At 67.0% G+C, this 16,180-nt stretch carries 13 protein-coding genes, 1 tRNA gene and 1 pseudogene; 1 reads left to right on the top strand and 14 read right to left on the bottom strand.

Translation table 11 applies throughout. From position 1 onward, the window contains the following. The 4 genes and pseudogenes from proB to rplU all read right to left on the bottom strand — a co-directional run. The coding region (gene proB / locus B8460_RS01755; RefSeq protein ID WP_048859851.1) for a glutamate 5-kinase at window positions 1–787 on the bottom strand (787 nt) is incomplete at its 3' end. Window positions 788–800: 13 nt separating this feature from the next. Continuing rightward, complete coding sequence (obgE, locus tag B8460_RS01750) at window positions 801–1,811, bottom strand: GTPase ObgE (protein ID WP_048859849.1); 1,011 nt, start codon at window positions 1,809–1,811, stop codon at window positions 801–803. 73 nt (window positions 1,812–1,884) lie between these two features. Continuing rightward, window positions 1,885–2,175 carry a 50S ribosomal protein L27 gene (gene rpmA, locus B8460_RS01745; RefSeq protein ID WP_048859848.1) on the bottom strand — a complete coding sequence of 97 codons (291 nt, stop codon included), beginning with the start codon at window positions 2,173–2,175 and terminating at the stop codon, window positions 1,885–1,887. 93 nt (window positions 2,176–2,268) lie between these two features. Next, a pseudogene (gene rplU / locus B8460_RS01740) lies at window positions 2,269–2,580 on the bottom strand (50S ribosomal protein L21); the annotation flags it as partial. A 174-nt stretch (window positions 2,581–2,754) separates the two neighbouring features. On the opposite strand from rplU, the gene B8460_RS01735 reads away from it, so the two are divergent. After that, window positions 2,755–2,844: transfer RNA gene (locus tag B8460_RS01735), tRNA-Ser, on the top strand. 342 nt (window positions 2,845–3,186) lie between these two features. Here the strand turns inward: B8460_RS01735 and B8460_RS01730 are convergent. The 10 genes from B8460_RS01730 to B8460_RS01685 form a co-directional block, all read right to left on the bottom strand. Continuing rightward, entirely contained in the window at window positions 3,187–4,251 is a 1,065-nt protein-coding gene (locus B8460_RS01730) for a heme-dependent oxidative N-demethylase family protein (protein WP_048859847.1), read from the bottom strand. A 31-nt stretch (window positions 4,252–4,282) separates the two neighbouring features. After that, window positions 4,283–5,239: a PDR/VanB family oxidoreductase gene (locus tag B8460_RS01725; RefSeq protein WP_048859846.1), complete on the bottom strand. Its 957-nt coding sequence runs from the start codon at window positions 5,237–5,239 to the stop codon at window positions 4,283–4,285. Continuing rightward, window positions 5,236–5,832: a dimethylamine monooxygenase subunit DmmA family protein gene (locus B8460_RS01720; protein WP_241771067.1), complete on the bottom strand. Its 597-nt coding sequence runs from the start codon at window positions 5,830–5,832 to the stop codon at window positions 5,236–5,238. Before B8460_RS01720 ends, B8460_RS01725 begins: the two co-directional genes overlap by 4 nt. A 7-nt stretch (window positions 5,833–5,839) precedes the next feature. Further along, window positions 5,840–6,952, bottom strand: a complete 1,113-nt coding sequence (locus B8460_RS01715; RefSeq protein WP_199445506.1) for an aminomethyltransferase family protein — start codon at window positions 6,950–6,952, stop codon at window positions 5,840–5,842. A gap of 57 nt (window positions 6,953–7,009) precedes the next feature. Next, a complete protein-coding gene (locus B8460_RS01710) occupies window positions 7,010–8,023 on the bottom strand; it encodes an alpha/beta fold hydrolase (RefSeq protein ID WP_048859843.1) in 1,014 nt (337 codons plus the stop codon). 92 nt (window positions 8,024–8,115) lie between these two features. Further along, window positions 8,116–9,321 (bottom strand): urea ABC transporter substrate-binding protein, encoded by a 1,206-nt coding sequence (locus tag B8460_RS01705; RefSeq protein WP_241771066.1) that lies wholly within the window; start codon window positions 9,319–9,321, stop codon window positions 8,116–8,118. Between the two features lie 82 nt (window positions 9,322–9,403). Continuing rightward, the gene (locus B8460_RS01700; RefSeq protein ID WP_048859841.1) at window positions 9,404–11,419 is read right to left on the bottom strand and encodes a hydantoinase B/oxoprolinase family protein; all 2,016 of its coding nucleotides are present in this window, start codon (window positions 11,417–11,419) and stop codon (window positions 9,404–9,406) included. 34 nt (window positions 11,420–11,453) lie between these two features. Then, window positions 11,454–13,643, bottom strand: a complete 2,190-nt coding sequence (locus tag B8460_RS01695) for a hydantoinase/oxoprolinase family protein (protein ID WP_199445505.1) — start codon at window positions 13,641–13,643, stop codon at window positions 11,454–11,456. Between the two features lie 42 nt (window positions 13,644–13,685). Continuing rightward, window positions 13,686–14,294, bottom strand: coding sequence for an ANTAR domain-containing response regulator (locus B8460_RS01690; protein ID WP_048859839.1), 609 nt, complete (start codon window positions 14,292–14,294; stop codon window positions 13,686–13,688). After that, complete coding sequence (locus B8460_RS01685) at window positions 14,269–15,573, bottom strand: transporter substrate-binding domain-containing protein (RefSeq protein ID WP_084623116.1); 1,305 nt, start codon at window positions 15,571–15,573, stop codon at window positions 14,269–14,271. The genes B8460_RS01690 and B8460_RS01685 overlap by 26 nt, the downstream gene beginning before the upstream one ends. Between the last annotated feature and the right edge of the window lie 607 nt (window positions 15,574–16,180).

The following is a 16,180-nucleotide window of genomic DNA, read 5'->3' as shown; positions in this document are numbered from 1 at the left end:
TGCAGCGCGCGCCCTCGGCCAGGGCGCGCAGCGGGTGTGCCACGCCGCCGCGCGCGATCGCCATGGCGCAACCCGCCTGCGTCGCGATGCGCGCGGCCACCAGCTTCGTCCGCATCCCGCCCGACGAATAGCCGGGCGGCGGCTCGCCGCCCATCGCCTCGATCTCCGGCGTGATCGCCGCGACGACCGGCAGATGCCGCGCCGCCGGATCGCGCCGCGGATCGGCCGTGTACAGCCCGTCGATGTCGGACAGCAGCACGAGCTGATCGGCCTGCACCATCTCCGCCACCCGGGCCGCGAGCCGGTCGTTGTCGCCGAAACGGATCTCCAGCGTCGCCACGCTGTCGTTCTCGTTGATCACCGGCACGGCGCCGAGGCCGAGCAGGGTCGCGATCGTCGCGCGGGCGTTGAGGTAGCGGCGCCGGTCCTCGGTATCGTCGAGCGTCAGCAGCAGCTGCGCCGCGGTGATCGCCTGCGCCGACAGCGCCGCCGACCATGCCTGTGCGAGGCGTATCTGCCCGACCGCCGCCGCTGCCTGCTTCTCCTCCAGCCGCAGCCGCGCCTGCGTCAGGCCGAGCGCGCGGCGGGCGAGCGCGATGGCGCCGGAGGAGACGACGATCACCTCCGCCCCGCTTGCGCGCAGCCACGCGATGTCGGCGGCGACGGAGGCGAGCCACGCCTCGCGCGGCGCCGCCTCGGTCGCATCGACCACCAGCGCGCTGCCGATCTTGACGACGATCCGCCGCCCGGCGGCCAGGCGCGGCGTGTGTTCGGCGGAGTCGCTCATCGTGGCCCGGGCGTCACGCGGCCGCATCGCGGCGCGTCGCGGTGATGCGGTCCTGCAACGCGCGCAGCACCTCCTTCACGCCCGCGCCGGTCGCTCCCGACAGCAGGAACACCGGCGCGCCCGACGCCCGCGCCAGCGCCGCGCGCCGGGCCGATGCCTCGCGCGGGGTCATCGCGTCCGCCTTGTTCAGCCCGATGATCTCCGGCTTGTCCGCGAGGCCCGCGCCGTACGACTCCAGCTCGCCCCGCACCGTCCGCCACGCATCGACGACGTTGCCCGCCGCGCCGTCCACCAGATGCAGCAGCACCGCGCAGCGCTCGACATGACCCAGGAACCGGTCGCCCAGCCCCGCGCCCTCGTGCGCGCCCTCGATCAGGCCGGGGATGTCGGCCAGCACGAACTCCTCCGCCGCCGACAGCCGCACGACGCCGAGCTGTGGGTGCAGCGTGGTGAACGGATAGTCCGCGATCTTCGGCCGCGCGGCCGATGCGGCGGCGAGCAGGGTCGATTTGCCGGCATTCGGCAGTCCGACCAGCCCGGCATCGGCGATCAGCTTCAGCCTCAGCCAGACCCAGCGTTCCTCGCCCGGCCAGCCCGGATCGGCGCGACGCGGCGCGCGGTTGGTGCTCGTCTTGTAATGCGCGTTGCCGCGGCCGCCGTCGCCGCCGCGGCAGATCAGCGCCTGCTTGCCCGGCCGGTCGAGATCGGCGAGCAGCGTCTCCTGGTCGTCGGCCAGGATCTGCGTGCCGACGGGGACGCGGATCAGCAGCGTCTCCGCCCCCGCGCCGGTGCGGTTGGCGCCCGCGCCGTTGCCGCCCTTGCGGGCGCGGAAATGCTGCGTGTAGCGGAAGTCGATCAGCGTGTTCAGGTTGGCCACCGCCTCGAACACGACGTCCCCGCCGCGCCCGCCGTCGCCGCCGTCCGGGCCGCCGAACTCGATGAACTTCTCGCGCCGGAACCCGACCACGCCGTTCCCGCCGTCGCCGGAGCGGAGATAGATCTTGGCCTGATCGAGAAACTTCATGCGGGTTCAGCCCGAAAGCAAAAAGGCCGGCGACGTGCCGGCCTTCAGCGTGACGCGCGTGGCCGGACCGCCGTTATTCGGCGGCGGCCGGCACGCTCTCCGTCGCGTCGTTCGCGGGGACGACGGAGACGTGGACCCGGCCCTCGGACTTGCGCTGGAACGCGACCCGCCCGTCGATCAGGGCGAAGATCGTGTGATCGCGCCCGAGGCCGACATTCTGGCCCGGCTTCCAGCGGGTGCCGCGCTGGCGGATGATGATGTTGCCGGCGATGACCGCCTGGCCGCCCGACTTCTTGACGCCGAGGCGCCGGCCTTCCGTGTCGCGGCCGTTGCGCGACGAACCGCCGGCTTTCTTGTGTGCCATGTGCGAGGCTCCTGTGGCTCAGGCGGCCGGTTCGGCCGCGGGCGCCGGGGCGGTGGGGGCGTCGGCGCCGGTGGACTCGTCAGCCGTGATGCCGGCGCCGGAGATGCCGGCGATGCGCAGCACGGTGACGTGCTGGCGATGGCCGTTCTTGCGGCGGCTGTTCTGCCGGCGGCGCTTCTTGAAGATGATGACCTTGTCGAGCCGGTCCTGGGCGATGACTGTCGCGGTGACCGTGGCGCCGGCGACCGTGGGCGCGCCGACCATCAGCCCGCCCGCGTGCCCGATGGCAAGGACGTCGGTGAACGTCACGGTGCCCCCGGCCTCGACCGGCAGCTTCTCGACCTTCAGCACGGCGTTGGGGCTCACACGGTACTGCTTACCGCCCGTGCGTATGACAGCGAACATGACGACGTCCTGCGATCCTGGGCCGGGAGACGGTGGGGACCGCCGCCCGGACGACAAAAGGGCGGCCGAGACCGCCGGCCGCCGAGGCGCGGGACATATCCCGCCCCGCCCGCCGAAGTCAATCCGCCCACCGGTTGCCCCCGCCCGCCCACCTGCCTATAACCCCGCCCCGCGGGAGAGGTGCCGGAGTGGCCGATCGGGGCGGTCTCGAAAACCGTTGTGCGTGCAAGCGTACCGTGGGTTCGAATCCCACCCTCTCCGCCAACCATGCTGTTTACGATATTGATAATCCAAGGCTTTTCGGTCGGCGGCCGCAAGCTACCCACATTTCCACCCTCATTCCAGCGGCGACCTGTTGGCTATCGGTGATCACAGCACCGCCCGGCGGCAGTGCCGGCGCTTGCGTCCAGTCGATAACTGACAGGAAGAGGTCGCCGTGCATCGGCCCGCCAAGCGCTATCGGCCCGATGGTCATGCCACCCAGCGGAGGGCGGAGGTCCCAATTCATTAATGGCCGCGTTTCCTGGGGGCGGCAGCGCTGGCCCCGCCGCGCCCGGCCGGATAGTGCCACGATCGAGAACTCGAGAACGTGGTATGAGAGCTGGCTCAGAGCGGGTCCGGCGCGGCCTGGTCGGGCTGGATACCCGGCCCCGTTAGGGCGCCGTCGTCATGGGCGGCGAGGAACGCAACCGCGGTCGGCAAGTATCGGCTCAGCCCCTTGTAGGTGACCAGTTCGGGGTGCAGGTCGCGCAGTACCCGATGCAGACGGCGCCGCCATTTCGGAACGCGCAGGATCTCGTTCAAGCTGATCAGATAGCAGCGGATGCCAAATAGGATGCCGTTGGAGCGGGGCAGTCTGAACAGGGTCTGTAGTTCGACCCGGAGATGCAGGCGCTCGCCGACATTTCCCGCCGTCACGGTCGCGCGGTCCGGCCCCCAGATCGGGTAATTCTCCGGGCTGGTATCGAGGCGGGGATTGACGGTCATCGTCCAGTTCAGGCGGCGCACCGGCCGGCCGTACTGCAGCCGCAGCAGGTATTTCAGCGCGCGGTCGAACACGCCGAGATCGTGCGCCACCGGTACTGGTCCGTGCCATTCGTGGAACGCCATGCCGAGGTCGAAGTCCAGAGACCAGTCGGCTTGCGTGGTCACCATCCCGCCGTCGATATAGATGTTGTCGTCGCGCTGGTCCTGCAGCGTGAAGTCGCCCTGGACCTGCCGAGTGATGTATTCAAACGGCGGCTGTGGCAGCGTCGACGGATCGCCGAAAGTGAAGGTCGCGTCGATGCCGAGCGGCCGGTTCCGCCAACGCCAGCGCGCGCCATCCTTGTCTAGCGCGAACAGCGCCGGATAGTCGCGGGCAAGGCTTTCCATCAGCAGCTCGAGCGTGTCCCACTCGGCATCCATCATGTGGGCCAGCACGCGGCAGCGGCTCGGGTCCTGCTCCAGCACCAGGGCGCGTTCGCGGCATTCCGCCACGTAGTGCTCGTCGACGTCGAAATCCCGGACGAAGGCGTCAGTCGGGCCGGCGTGCGTGTGCGGTTCTAGGTTGACCGCGTACATGTAGCGGTCCTCGTGGAACGGGAACGGAAAGCGGATGATCGCCGCGTCGCTGTTGCGGAAGCTGAACTTACCGCGAAACGTGTCGTCCGCACCGCCCGCGATGGTCATGGTCCCGTCTCTCCGGCCATCGCTGACTGCCTCACAGGTCGATCAGAAGCTCGGGCGTCCGCGCGCGCGAGACGCAGATCATCATGTCGCGGTTGCCGATGCGTTCACTTGCGTCCAGCACGTCGTCGCGGTGATCCGGCACGCCCTCGAGTACGGTGGTGCGGCATTCGCCGCACACGCCGCCGCGACAGAGACAGGCAGGGCTGAGACCAGCGTCCTCAAGCGCCTCAAGGATGGTCTGGTCGGCGGCGACGGGCAGCGTCAGGCCCGTGCGCGCGGTCCGCACCACGAAGGGCGCGCCGCCAGAATGGTCGCCGAAGCTCTCCTGATGCGGGCTGTGGCGTGGCCAGCCCAGCGCGCGGGCGCAGGCAGTCACATCGTCCATCATCCGGCGGGGACCGCACATGTAGAGATGCGTGCCGAGGGGCTGGCGCGCGAGTAGCGCGGGCAGGTCGAACGCCGGCGCGGGATCGACATGCACCTGGGCGATGCCCGCGTCGACATAGGGGGCAAGCAGGGCGTGAAAGGCGGCTTCGTCCGCCGCGCGGCACATCTGGTGCAGCTCGAACGGTGCCCCCCGCGCCGATAGCACGGCGGCGAAAGACAGCATCGGCGTCAGGCCGATGCCGCGGGCGACCAGCAGATGCCGGCGTGCCAACGAGGCGAGCGGAAACAGGTTGACCGGCCATCCCGCGTGCAGCACGTCGCCCACGCGGACATGGGCGTGGAGATACGCCGAGCCACCGCGGCTTTCCGCCACCCGGCGGACGATGATCCTGTAGCACCGGCGGTCGTCAGGATGGCCGGTCAGCGAATAGGCGTTGCGGTGCGTCCGGTGCCCGTCCTGCACCGCAAGCATGATGTGCGCGCCCGCCGCGCCGGTCGGCAACTCGCCGCCGTCGGCGCGCGCCAGCGTGAACCGAAGCAACGTGTCGTTGAGCGTCTCGACCGCAACGACGCGCAGCGGGATGTCCTCGGCCCGTGTCACGGATAGGCAATCTCGGCGGCGGGAACCTCGCCGGGCGTTTCGGCGTCGACCTGCACGCCCTGGAAGCCGCCCAGAAGGCGGGAGAAATGGTCCCGCACGAAAAGCCGCGCGCCGCACCCGCCACAGGTGACAATCGTCGTCGTCACGCCGTTGGCCACGGTACGGCAGTGCACGCAGATGACGCGGCGGCGCCGGCTGCCATGATGCGTCAGATGGACTTCCTCTGCCCCCATGCCATGGGCCGCGGCCAGATTGCGCACGTCCCACAGGAAGTCCTCGGTGCCGACAGCGTACAGCCGCAGGCCCATCCGCTCGGCGGCCAACCGATGCGCCAGTCGCTCCAGCATCAGCACGCGCGAGCGGAAGGCACGTCGCACCCGCAGCGCGTCGCCCGCTGCGCGGACGGCCGGTCCGGCGAGCACCCGGCTGTCCGCGGCGATGGTCCAAACCTCGGCGCCGGTGGCCTCCAGCGCCGTCGCGCCTGAGACTGCGTCCTGCGGCAGTCCAGGCCGGTCCGTCAGCAGCAGGTGACGCGCGCCCGAAGGGTCGAGCGCGAGCGGCCGATACGCTGGCCGGCTTTTGATCGCGGACACCGGCGGCCTAGCCGGCGCGCGGATGCGTGCGCAGGCGCATCGGGTCATAGAACGGGGTGCGAACGATGCGCGCATCATGCCGGGCGCCGCCGTCCAGCACCACAAGCGCCGTGCCGATGGCCGCGTGATCCGGATGCACCGCGCACAAGGCGAGGCTTTTCATCAGATACCGGCTCCAGGTTACGCTGTTGACAATCCCGACCGCCGCACCGTCGCGCGACAGCACCGCCCCCGGTGTCACGACATCGTGGTAGTTGATTTCCAGGCCGGCATTGACCGTGCGCTCCGCGCCGCGCCGCGCGACCAGCGCCTGTCTGCCGCGGAAGGCGGGTTTATCGAGGTCGACCGCCCAGTGCTGGCAGGTCTCCCACGGCGTCGTGTCGGGATGCGGCATGTCGAAGGGAAAGAACAGCAGGGCCGACTCCACGCGCACGATGTCGAGGCAGCCCCACGACGCGGGCTTCACGCCCAACCCCTGGCCGGCGTGCAGGATGCGATCCCAGACGAAAGGTGCGTCGGCGGCGGCGCAGAACACCTCGTAGCCACGCTCGCCGGCATAGCCGCCGCGGCCGAGTGTGACGTTCTTTCCGAACAGGCGCGTGCGGGCGTGGCCGAAATAGGGCAGCGCCGCGAGGTCGATGCCAGCGTGCGGCGCGACAAGCGCCAGCGACAGCGGGCCCTGCAGCGACAGGACATGCACATCCTCGTCACGGGCCCAGCGCACGTCGTGGCGGGGCGCGTGCTCGGCCAACGCCTCCTCGGTAGCGCCGCTGCCGTGCGAGATACGAAAGCGGTCAGGCGCGTCGCGGTAGATCAGGATATCGTCTATGATTCCTCCCACGTCGTCGACGATGGTCGTGATAAGCGACTGCCCGGGCGGCAGCCGCGCGACGTCGGAGGTCACAAGGCCGTCGAGAAGGTCAGCCGCACCAGGGCCGGCGACATCGACGATTTTCAGCATGGTCACGTCGAACAGGCCGGCCGCGGTGCGTACGGCGACGGTCTCGTCCTGCGGGTCCGTCGCATAGACCTGCGGCACAACCATGTCGTTCCACATGTGGGCGGGGTCCAGGTCGCAGCCGAGCGCCCGGTGGCGGTCCTCAAGCGCGTTACGCCTCATCGCTTTCACCGTCGTGCCCATGGTGCGACCTCCCCGACCTGCCCGTACCGCGCGACCTCAGTCGGCCAGCAGTTCCCGCCACGCATCGTCGAGAAACCTTACGTCCGCCTCACGCAGCCCCGATCCGCCAGCGAAGTGGCCGTGATTGCTGATGAACGGTCGCAGTTCGGCATTTGGCATGTGCGCGACTTCGAACGCGCTGTCCTCCGGCGGGAAATACAGGTCGCAGTTGCCAGGCATGACGATCGCCCGCGCCTTGATCGCGCCCAGCGCGCGGACGAAGTCGCCGTGATACAGCTCGTTGTCGCTGATGTCGCCGGCCTGCCAGGTGCGGATCATAACGACCATGTTGTTGGCATCGCGCAGGTTGAACCACTGTTCCCAGAACGCGACGATGAAATCCTCAAGGGACGAGAAACCAAGGTTCAGGTATTCCTTCTGGCGATAGAAGTCCTGCGAGAACCCCCAGCCGGCATAGACGCGCCCCATGGCCCGTAGCCCCTTCGCCGGCTGCACGTCGTACCAACCATCCTTGAAGGCATCGTCCGCCGTCAGTGCGGCTTTCACCCCTTCCAGCATCACGTAATTATGCGGCGCGGTGCGTGCCGACCCGGCAGTGGGGCAGATCGCTTGTACCATGTCGGGGAACAGCGCGCCCCAGTGAAAGGTCTGCGCCGCGGCCATCGACCAGCCGGTGACGAGACGGATCCGCTCGATACCGAACCGCTCCGTCAGGAGCCGATGCTGGCACTTGATGTTGTCGTAGTAGGTAACGAGCGGAAAGCGCGCCTTGTTGTAAGGCGGGGGCGTGTTACTGGGCGAGGAGGAAAGGCCGTTGCCGAAGATATTCGGAATGATGATGAAATATTTGCTTGGGTCGAGCGCGCTGCCTTCGCGGATCACCCACTGATTGTCGTAATGGGTCGATGCCATGTAGGTCAGCAGCACGATCACGTTGCTCTTGTCCGCGTTCAGCGTGCCGAACGTCTTGTATGCCAACTTAGCGTTGCGCAGCGTCGCGCCCTTCTGCAGCACGACGTCACCCAGCTCAAACGTCTCGTAGTCGCTCACGGCAGTGTCCCCCCGGACAGGTGCAATCGATACAGGCGTACGCGCGCGACGGACCCGGCGGCCAAGCGCGGCCGGCCAGGCCCGGACGAGGCTCAGGTCTTCACGTCGATCACGAACATCTTGTCGGTCTTCGGATACTTGATCAGGTTGCAAACGGCTGCAGTATCGGCCGGCGCCTGATTGGGATAGGTGCCGATGACATCCCATTTGCCGTTCACCGCCTTCGCCAGATAGGCGTTGCGGATGACGTGATGCGTCGCGTGGTCAATCTTCGTCTCGCCGGACGGGCCGGCAAAGGTGACGCCGGTCTCCAGGCCCTCGATGGTCTTCATGCGATCGACGGAGCCCGCCTTCTCGACGCCGGCGGCCCAAAGAAACACCCCCTCGTAGGTCGCCGCCGCCAGTTCGCCGATGTAGTAATTGCCCGGAAACCTGTCGCGCATGGCCTTGACAAAGGACTTGCTCGCCGGGGTCGTGAGCTCCTGGTAATAGCCATAGGCGGTCACGATGCCCTCGGTCTCTTCCTTGCTCAGCGTCGCCAGCTCGTTGAACAGACCGAACGTGGTGGAGATGATGGGAATGCGGGACTTCATGCCGGCCGCCGCCCATTGACGGTAAAAGGCGACGTGGTTGCCGCCGACCAGCGCAGACATCACCACGTCCGGGCGCGCTTCCTGTATCTTCGTGATGGTCGCGGCGAAATTGGTCACGTCGAGCGGGAAAAACTCGACGCCGACGATCGATCCGCCGCCGTCGACCGTGTATTTCTTCATCCACTTGGCGGTTATCTGGCCGTAGTTGTAGTCAGCCGCGATGATATAAGCCTTCTTGCCGAAGGTCTTGGTGGCGTAAGGGACCAGCTTTTCGACCGTCTGTGCCGGCGTGGTGCCGGTACAAAAGCAGTCGCGGTCGCAGACGCCGCCCTCATACAGCGTATTGTAGAAATACAGCGTCTTATATCGGTCAAATACCGGCCGGATCGCCTCGCGGGAAGCAGACGTGATGCCCGCGTGTACCACGGCCACCTTGTCCTGCAACGCCATCTGCTGCGCGAACTGCGAATACATCTGGATGTTGGATTGCGGATCACGGCTGATCAGCTGCAGCGGGCGGCCCAGCAGCCCGCCCTTGGCGTTGATGTCGGCAATCGCGAGCTGGATGGCGTAGTTCATCGGCTGGCCCGAGGAACCGAGCGGGCCGGTGAGGTCGAGCAGGCTCCCCACCTTGATCGGCTCGGCGGCCGCCGCGCGCCTTAACCAGGGCAACGACAAGGTTCCGGCCAGCGCGGCCGTCTGCACGAGGTGTCGACGAGAAATTGCCATGGCGATTACCTTATGTTGGACGGGCCACCGTCCTGGACGGGGCCAGACGAGGCGCCGATCAGGCGGTCTGCAGCGTCACGGATGCATCCTTGCCGACGGCGGCGACGCTCTTGCCCCAGTAGGGGACCGTCCGCCGCATCAGCATCGCCCGGAACTGGCGGGTGGTATTCGCCAGCAATTCGCCCGATCCCCAGTGCACGATCACGCCATGGGTGCGGATCAGGTCCAGCATGTCGAGTTCGCCGGCGCGGTACTTCGCCGCGATCACCTCGGCATCCTGCGCAAGCCACGCGAGCCGGTTGGCACGGATGTAGGTCCGCTGCGCCAGCGTCGCCTGGTGGTCGACTTCGTATTGCGCGAGATCGGCATCGATCTCCTTGACGACGACACCATAGTCCTTCGCGGCGCGCTCGATCGACACGTAGCCGTCGATAACGTCCTCGCAGACGAGCGCGGCGTCGCGTTCCAGTGGATCACCCAGCCCGCCGCCACCGGCGGACGGCCGCGTGACGAGGTCGCCGGTCTCGAGTCCGACATTGGAGAACAGAGAACCGAGATAACGTTCGTTCGGCTGGCCAGGATTGACCCACACGCCATGCGGGATGGACGGCAGCCCGCCCCACAGGCCCCAGGTCACCGACCGCTCGCGGTCGCAGCAGTAGGAGACGACGGTGCGGTCAATCTGGGTCATGACCACACCCTTCTCCACGCCCATGCCGCCGCGGAACTCGCCGGGCCCGCCTGAGTCGACGCGCAACTCGTTCTGCCTCGTCAGCACTGGCGCCAGCCGTTCCTGCCCCTCGAACGGCTGCGTGCCAAGCTGCACGCCGAACACCGGACCTGTTGCCGCCCAGCCGTCGCGGCCGTTACGCGCGCCCCAGCCGCCAACCATCCAGTCGTACCACATGAAATACTTGTGACCGCTCTGTCGGCCGTCCCGTCCGCCGATCAACAGGTAATCGAGGTTGAACGTGCAGGCCATCGCCCGCTCCGGCATGATCTCCGCCCAAAGCTCAAAGATGGAGTTCATGATCTTCTCGAACGGCCCCGAACAGAACCCCGCGACCGGCGTCGGCCAGGTAGCGTTTACGACCGAGCCTTCCGGGCCGAGATCCATCGTCACGACGCGGTAAAAGCCGGAATTGAGCGGGATTTCCGGGAACTGCATCTTCGTCCCAGCTACCACCGCCGCGAAGGATCCGCCGAAGCAGGCATTGAGGAAGCTGGAGATCGTCTTCGGGTGAGACCTGGACAGGTCGTAGTGGACCGTATCGCCCCGTATCGTCATCTGCACCCGGATCGGCACCAGCCCCTCGCCGCTGCCGGGATCGACGTCGATATAGTCTTCCGTCTCCCATACGCCGTCCGGCAGGGCCGCGATGCGCTGGCGCGTCAGCACCTCGACATAGTCCTGCACCGCGCCAAAGGACCGCTTGATGGTCGGCAGACCGTATTTCTCGACCAGCCGGCAGATTTCCTGCTCTGCGACACGCGTCGCCTCCGCCTGCGCCTGCATGTCGCCGATGATGTCCGCCGGCGCGCGGGTGTTGGACGCGATGAGGCGGCAGACATCCTCCAGGCAGACGCCCTTGCTCCACACGCGGGTCGGGGTGATTCGCAGACCCTCCCCCATGTGGTCGATCGCATTCACGTTGAACGATCCGGGCACCGCGCCGCCGACATCCGCCCAGTGACCGTTGGCCTGCGCGAAACCCAGCAGCTCGTCCCGGTAGAAAATCGGGCGCACGATCCGGGTGTCGTTAAAGTGCGTGCCACCCAGATAGACGTCGTTAATCACGAACACGTCGCCAGGATGGACGTCTCCCCTGAAGTGGTCGATCACCGCCTTGCAGGTATAGTGCAGCGTGCCGACATGGGCGGCGATGTCGCCGCTACCCTGCATGATGGTGTCACCCTGGGCATCGCACAGCGCCGAGGAGAAGTCGCGCGAATAGATGACAAAGGAGTAGCAAGTACGAAAGATCTGCTCCGCCATCTGATCAACGATGTTGACGTAGGCGTTCTTGAGGACCTCGAACGTGACGGGGTCCAGGTTGGTGTCGTCTGATGCCATGACGGGAGCCCTTGATGTGCGTGGACGCGATGGTTCAGGCGAGCGGGATGCGCATGACGATCGTCAACGAGCGGTCCACTTCGGCCGTCACGCCGGGCGGCACGAGGATCGTCGAGTCGAGCTGGTCGATCATTGCCGGACCGACCACCTTCATGCCCGCCTTCAGCCGGTCGCGGTCATAGACGGGGGTTTCGATCGCCTGCGGCAGCTCGTCGAAACGGACGCTGCGCGTGGCGTCGGGCACCGCCGCTTCCTCGATCAGCTCGAATTCGGCAAAGGCGGCCTTCGTCGTCAGGCCGGTCGCGATGACACTCAGCCGGTAGATTTCCACCGGAGCATCCGGCCGCGAGTAGTTGTGCTCGCGCCCGTGTTCAGCGTGGAAGGCGGCGACGGCCTCATCCAGCGACGTAACCGGCGAGGCGACCGTGGTCGAGAGCGCCCGCCACTGGCCGAGGTAGCGCATGTCGATCTTGCGCTGGAAGACCATGCGATCGTCGGAAACGCCCTCGTTGCGCAAACGTTCGCGCCCCTCGATCTCCAGCTCGCGGAAACTCTCCTCGAGGTAGTCGATCGACACATCGGCTACGTTCGACAGATACATCTTCGTCACATCGTGCTGGATGTCGACGAGGAGGCAGCCGAGGGCGGAGGTCACGCCCGGGTTGGGGGGCACCAGCACCACGGGGATTGACAGGTCCCGCGCCAGCGCGGCGCCATGCAGCGGTCCGGCGCCGCCGAACGCGACCAGCGCGAAGTCGCGCGGGTCGTAACCCCGGCGGATGGACAGCAGCCGCACCGCGTCCGCCATGTTGGCATTCGCGACCTTCAGCACCGCCAGGGCGGCATCCTCCACGGACATGCCCAACGGCCCGGCGACGCCGCTTTCGAGCGCCCGCGTGGCCAGCGCGCGATCGAGCGACACCTTGCCCCCGGCCAACCGGTCGCTGAGCCGGCCGAGCACCACGTTGGCATCGCAGTTGGTGGCGCTGGTGCCGCCCCGCCCGTAACAGGCCGGCCCGGGGCTCGACCCCGCCGATTGTGGCCCGTTGCGCAGCGAGTTTGCCGCATCGATCCAGGCAAGCGAGCCGCCGCCTGCACCGATCGTCAGCACCTCGATGGACGGGAAGCAGATCGGATAGCCGTATTCGACGAACCATTCCTTCGTGACGCGCAACGTGCCGTGGTCGCACAGCGACACGTCCGTGGAGGTGCCCCCCATATCTAGGCCGATGGAGTTGGTGAACCCGGCCGCCTCCGCCACGAAGCGGCTGGCGATGGCGCCTGCGGCGATGCCGGAGGCTGCAAGCCGGGCGGCGAACTGCTCCGCCATGCGGGTCGTCATCACGCCGCCGCCGGAATGCAGCAGCAGGACGTCCTCCTGATAGCCGCCGTCATGCATCCTGCTTTCCAGCCGGCGGGCATAGGACCCGACGACGGGCGCGAGGACGGCGTTGGCGACGGTTGTGGAGAAGCGCTCATGCTCGAAGATCTCAGGCATGATGTCGCTGGAGAGCGAGGCAACGGCATCCGGCACGATGTCAGCGAGGATATCGCGCATCCTCCGCTCGTTCGCCGGGTTCATGTACGCATTGGCGAAGCAGATGGCGACCGTCTTCACACCGCGCCTTTTGATGATGGTCGCTACCTCGCGGGCGCCCGCTTCGTCGAGCGGGACGACGACCGTGCCGGCGTAGTCCACCCGCTCCTCGACCACCAACCGGTCGCGCCGCCGGATATACGGCTTCGCCATCTCCTTGTAGGTGTCCCACAGATCGTCGCGATTGCCGCGCCGGATCTCGATCACGTCGCGAAAGCCGCTCGTGGTGATCATCACGGCAGGCGGGAAGCGCCGGGTGATCAGCGCGTTCGTCGCGAGCGTCGTGCCGTGGGAGAAGAGGATCATGTCCTTCAGAGCAACGCCGCCAGCGGTGATCCCGGCGAGCACGCCCTCGATAGGATCAGCCGTGGTCGGCACCTTGGCCACGTGCATGCGACCGGATCGTTCGTTGAGGATGCATATATCAGTGAACGTGCCGCCGACGTCGCACGCGACGCGCACCGCGGTGTCGGCAATTCCGTCTGAAGCCATATTCGGTCCCCGTGGGTCTTCGGTCGACGCAGCACCACTCCCGCCGCCAGGAGGGACGACGGCAGACGACAAAAAGCCACCACCAGCGCTTTGCTGGAGGTGGCTTCCGTAGCCACACCCGCTGGCGGCGCGCACGGCGGCGCCACGGGTCAACATGTACGTAAAGCGATAGGCGACTTAGCGGCCCGGCACGTCGCCCGTACTCACGATCGAGGCGCAGATCGCCTCGATGCTCGAACGGTTTGCCATCGCGCGTTCACGTATCAACGCGTACGCCTCCGGCTCAGTCACTCCCCGCTGCGACATTACGATTGCCTTCGCCTGCTCGAGCACGCGAGCACCCGAGAGGCGCGTCTGCAACCGAGACATCTTCTCAGCGGAAATAAGCTTTCCTGTTGAGAACTTATGGGCGAGGACCATGCTTGTCAACAGTCCAAACGCCCGAATCGGCTTTGTAATGACAGCACTCGCGCCGCTACGCACGACGGCCTCGATGACTGTCGGACTTTCCGCCTCGACGATTGCGATCAAGGTCACCGCCAGCGGCCTATCCTCCAACGAGCGCAGGATCGCATCGGTCAGCGCATCCTGGCGAAACAGCAAGAAGGCGATATCGGTGCTGTCCGGGATGCCGTCACGCGGCGGCCAGATGAGCTCCACCCGGCAGCCGATGCGGCGTATCTGGGCGACAAGTTCGTCGGACTCGGCATCGGCGGGATGCAATACCACCACCCGGAACGAACGGATGTCGCGCAGCGCCCTAAGCACGTTGCGACCCGCGACCATCCGGGTCAGCCGCCGACGGCGGCCGATCCCAGTCGGCGAGACTGTGCTGGATCAAATAAGGGTCCGGTTTCACCGGCGCGGCGGATTGTTCGAGTATCTCGAAATGGCCATCGGTACGGACCCGGGCGATGCGCGGCCAGAGGTAGAAGTGGCTGTTGTCCGGATCGAGCCTGATCAGACCCCCCGGCGCCTGGAACGTCTGGTTGGCCAGTTCGGCGCGCAGCAATCGCGCGTTGAAGCTACCGCACGCACCCGCCGCCGCCAGGGTCATGTGCGTCAGGCTGTAGGCGGTCTCGGCCATGGCGTTGACATGCGTCCGTTCGCCGTAGCGCGCCCGGTAGCTATGCACGAAATGCCGGTTTGCGGCAGTTTGCAAGGATTCGAAGTAGGTTGCCGCCGTGAGTTGCCCGTCGAGGAGATCGGCGCCGATCAGGTCGACCTCCGCCTCCGTAATCGTCAGGCTCGCGAAGACGGTCTCCGTCCCGACGCCGGCTTCACGGCACAGACGGAAGAACGCCGCCGCCGCTTCGCCGACCACCGTGCAGAACACGACGTCCGGCCGCTTGGCCTTGATGTCTTCGACGATCGCGGCGAGGTCAGGCCGGGTCGCCTGCAGCGCCACGTAGCGCTCCGCCAGCGTCTGGCCGCCCCGCTCGGCCACCAGGCTCATCATCACGCGGTTGGCCTCGATCGGGAACGCATAGCGCGTGCCGACAAGATAGAACCGCCTCGCGCCGGCGGCCGTCAGATGGCGCGCCAGCACCAGGCTATGCTGGTTGGGAACGGCCCCGCCATAGATGACGTTCGGCGAGTATTCGAACCCTTCATACGGCGCAGCGTAGGCCAGCACCGCGTTGCACCGCTCGACGACCGGTACGACGGCCTGCCGCGTATGGCTCATGTAGCAGCCGATGATCAGGGCGACCCCATCCTCCTCGATCATCCGTTCCGCGAGCGCGCGGAATGTCTCGGGGTCGCAGCGGGCATCATAGGTGATCGCCGCGACCTCGGCGCCCGCGACGCCTCCGGCCCGGTTGATTTCGTCGATTGCCAACAGGGTCGCATTGAGCTGGGTTCGCTCGACATAGGCGGTAGGGCCGGTCTGGGAATAAAGGGCCCCGACTCTGATAGGGCGCCGATCGGATGGGAGTACCATGACCTGTGGCCAGTTTGCGGTGATGGAGACGCGGTACTTCCGTATTGTAGTGGGTGCAGCCGGCCTACCGAAAGCCGATAATCGGGTTGCCGGAAAACCATCCCGATCCAGATGCGCCGTCATCCGGCGGTGACGAGACTTTGGTCGGCTCGGGGTCCTGTCGCTGTGCCGGCAAGCGTAGTAACGCCCGCCCTGGGCGCACGGACCATCCCGTCGCGGAGCGGCCGGTGACGTCGCCGCTCATCGCCCGTCGATTCGGCAGTGCCACCGCGTTCAGCACGTCGAACGCAACAGCCAACACCATCGACGGTTGCGCAATCCGGCCGGCTGCAAACCTCGCCCAGTTGCAAGACGTTGAGCGATCCCGATAACGGCAAGCAGGAAAGCGGCAACAGCATCGTCGACCTAGGGGGGCCGATGGCCGGCGATACGACTGGCGCCTTGCGCATCGATCCGCGTGCCGGATCGAATGGATCCCCCCGCGCGTCGTTCGGCATCTGGCACGAGGTCCTTACCTGTCTTGTATGCGGTGAGCGGCAGTCGGAATGCTGGCGGCTACGACGTCACATTCCGGGTGCCCTGGTCGGCCGGGACAGCAAGCCCCTCGGGAGCAGTGATCACCGGCAACCTCGTGGCGGGCTCGGAGAGCCCGGGAGACAGCTACAGCTTCAGTTCCGACAAGGCGCTGCTCTCGTTGCTTCAATGAGGCCCGGGCTCAGAGAGCCCGGGA

Source organism: Acidisphaera rubrifaciens HS-AP3 (assembly GCF_000964365.1).
GTDB classification, from domain to species: Bacteria; Pseudomonadota; Alphaproteobacteria; order Acetobacterales; family Acetobacteraceae; genus Acidisphaera; species Acidisphaera rubrifaciens.
This window is presented reverse-complemented; position numbering and strand designations above follow the sequence as displayed.

Coding starts and splice junctions, on each gene's coding strand:
- obgE (WP_048859849.1), bottom strand. CDS start 1,811: ATGAAGTTTCTCGATCAGGCCAAGATCTATCTCCGCTCCGGCGACGGC.
- rpmA (WP_048859848.1), bottom strand. CDS start 2,175: ATGGCACACAAGAAAGCCGGCGGTTCGTCGCGCAACGGCCGCGACACG.
- B8460_RS01730 (WP_048859847.1), bottom strand. CDS start 4,251: ATGACCATCGCGGGCGGTGCGGACGACACGTTTCGCGGTAAGTTCAGC.
- B8460_RS01715 (WP_199445506.1), bottom strand. CDS start 6,952: ATGAGGCGTAACGCGCTTGAGGACCGCCACCGGGCGCTCGGCTGCGAC.
- B8460_RS01700 (WP_048859841.1), bottom strand. CDS start 11,419: ATGGCATCAGACGACACCAACCTGGACCCCGTCACGTTCGAGGTCCTC.
- B8460_RS01690 (WP_048859839.1), bottom strand. CDS start 14,294: ATGGTCGCGGGTCGCAACGTGCTTAGGGCGCTGCGCGACATCCGTTCG.
- B8460_RS01685 (WP_084623116.1), bottom strand. CDS start 15,573: ATGACGGCGCATCTGGATCGGGATGGTTTTCCGGCAACCCGATTATCG.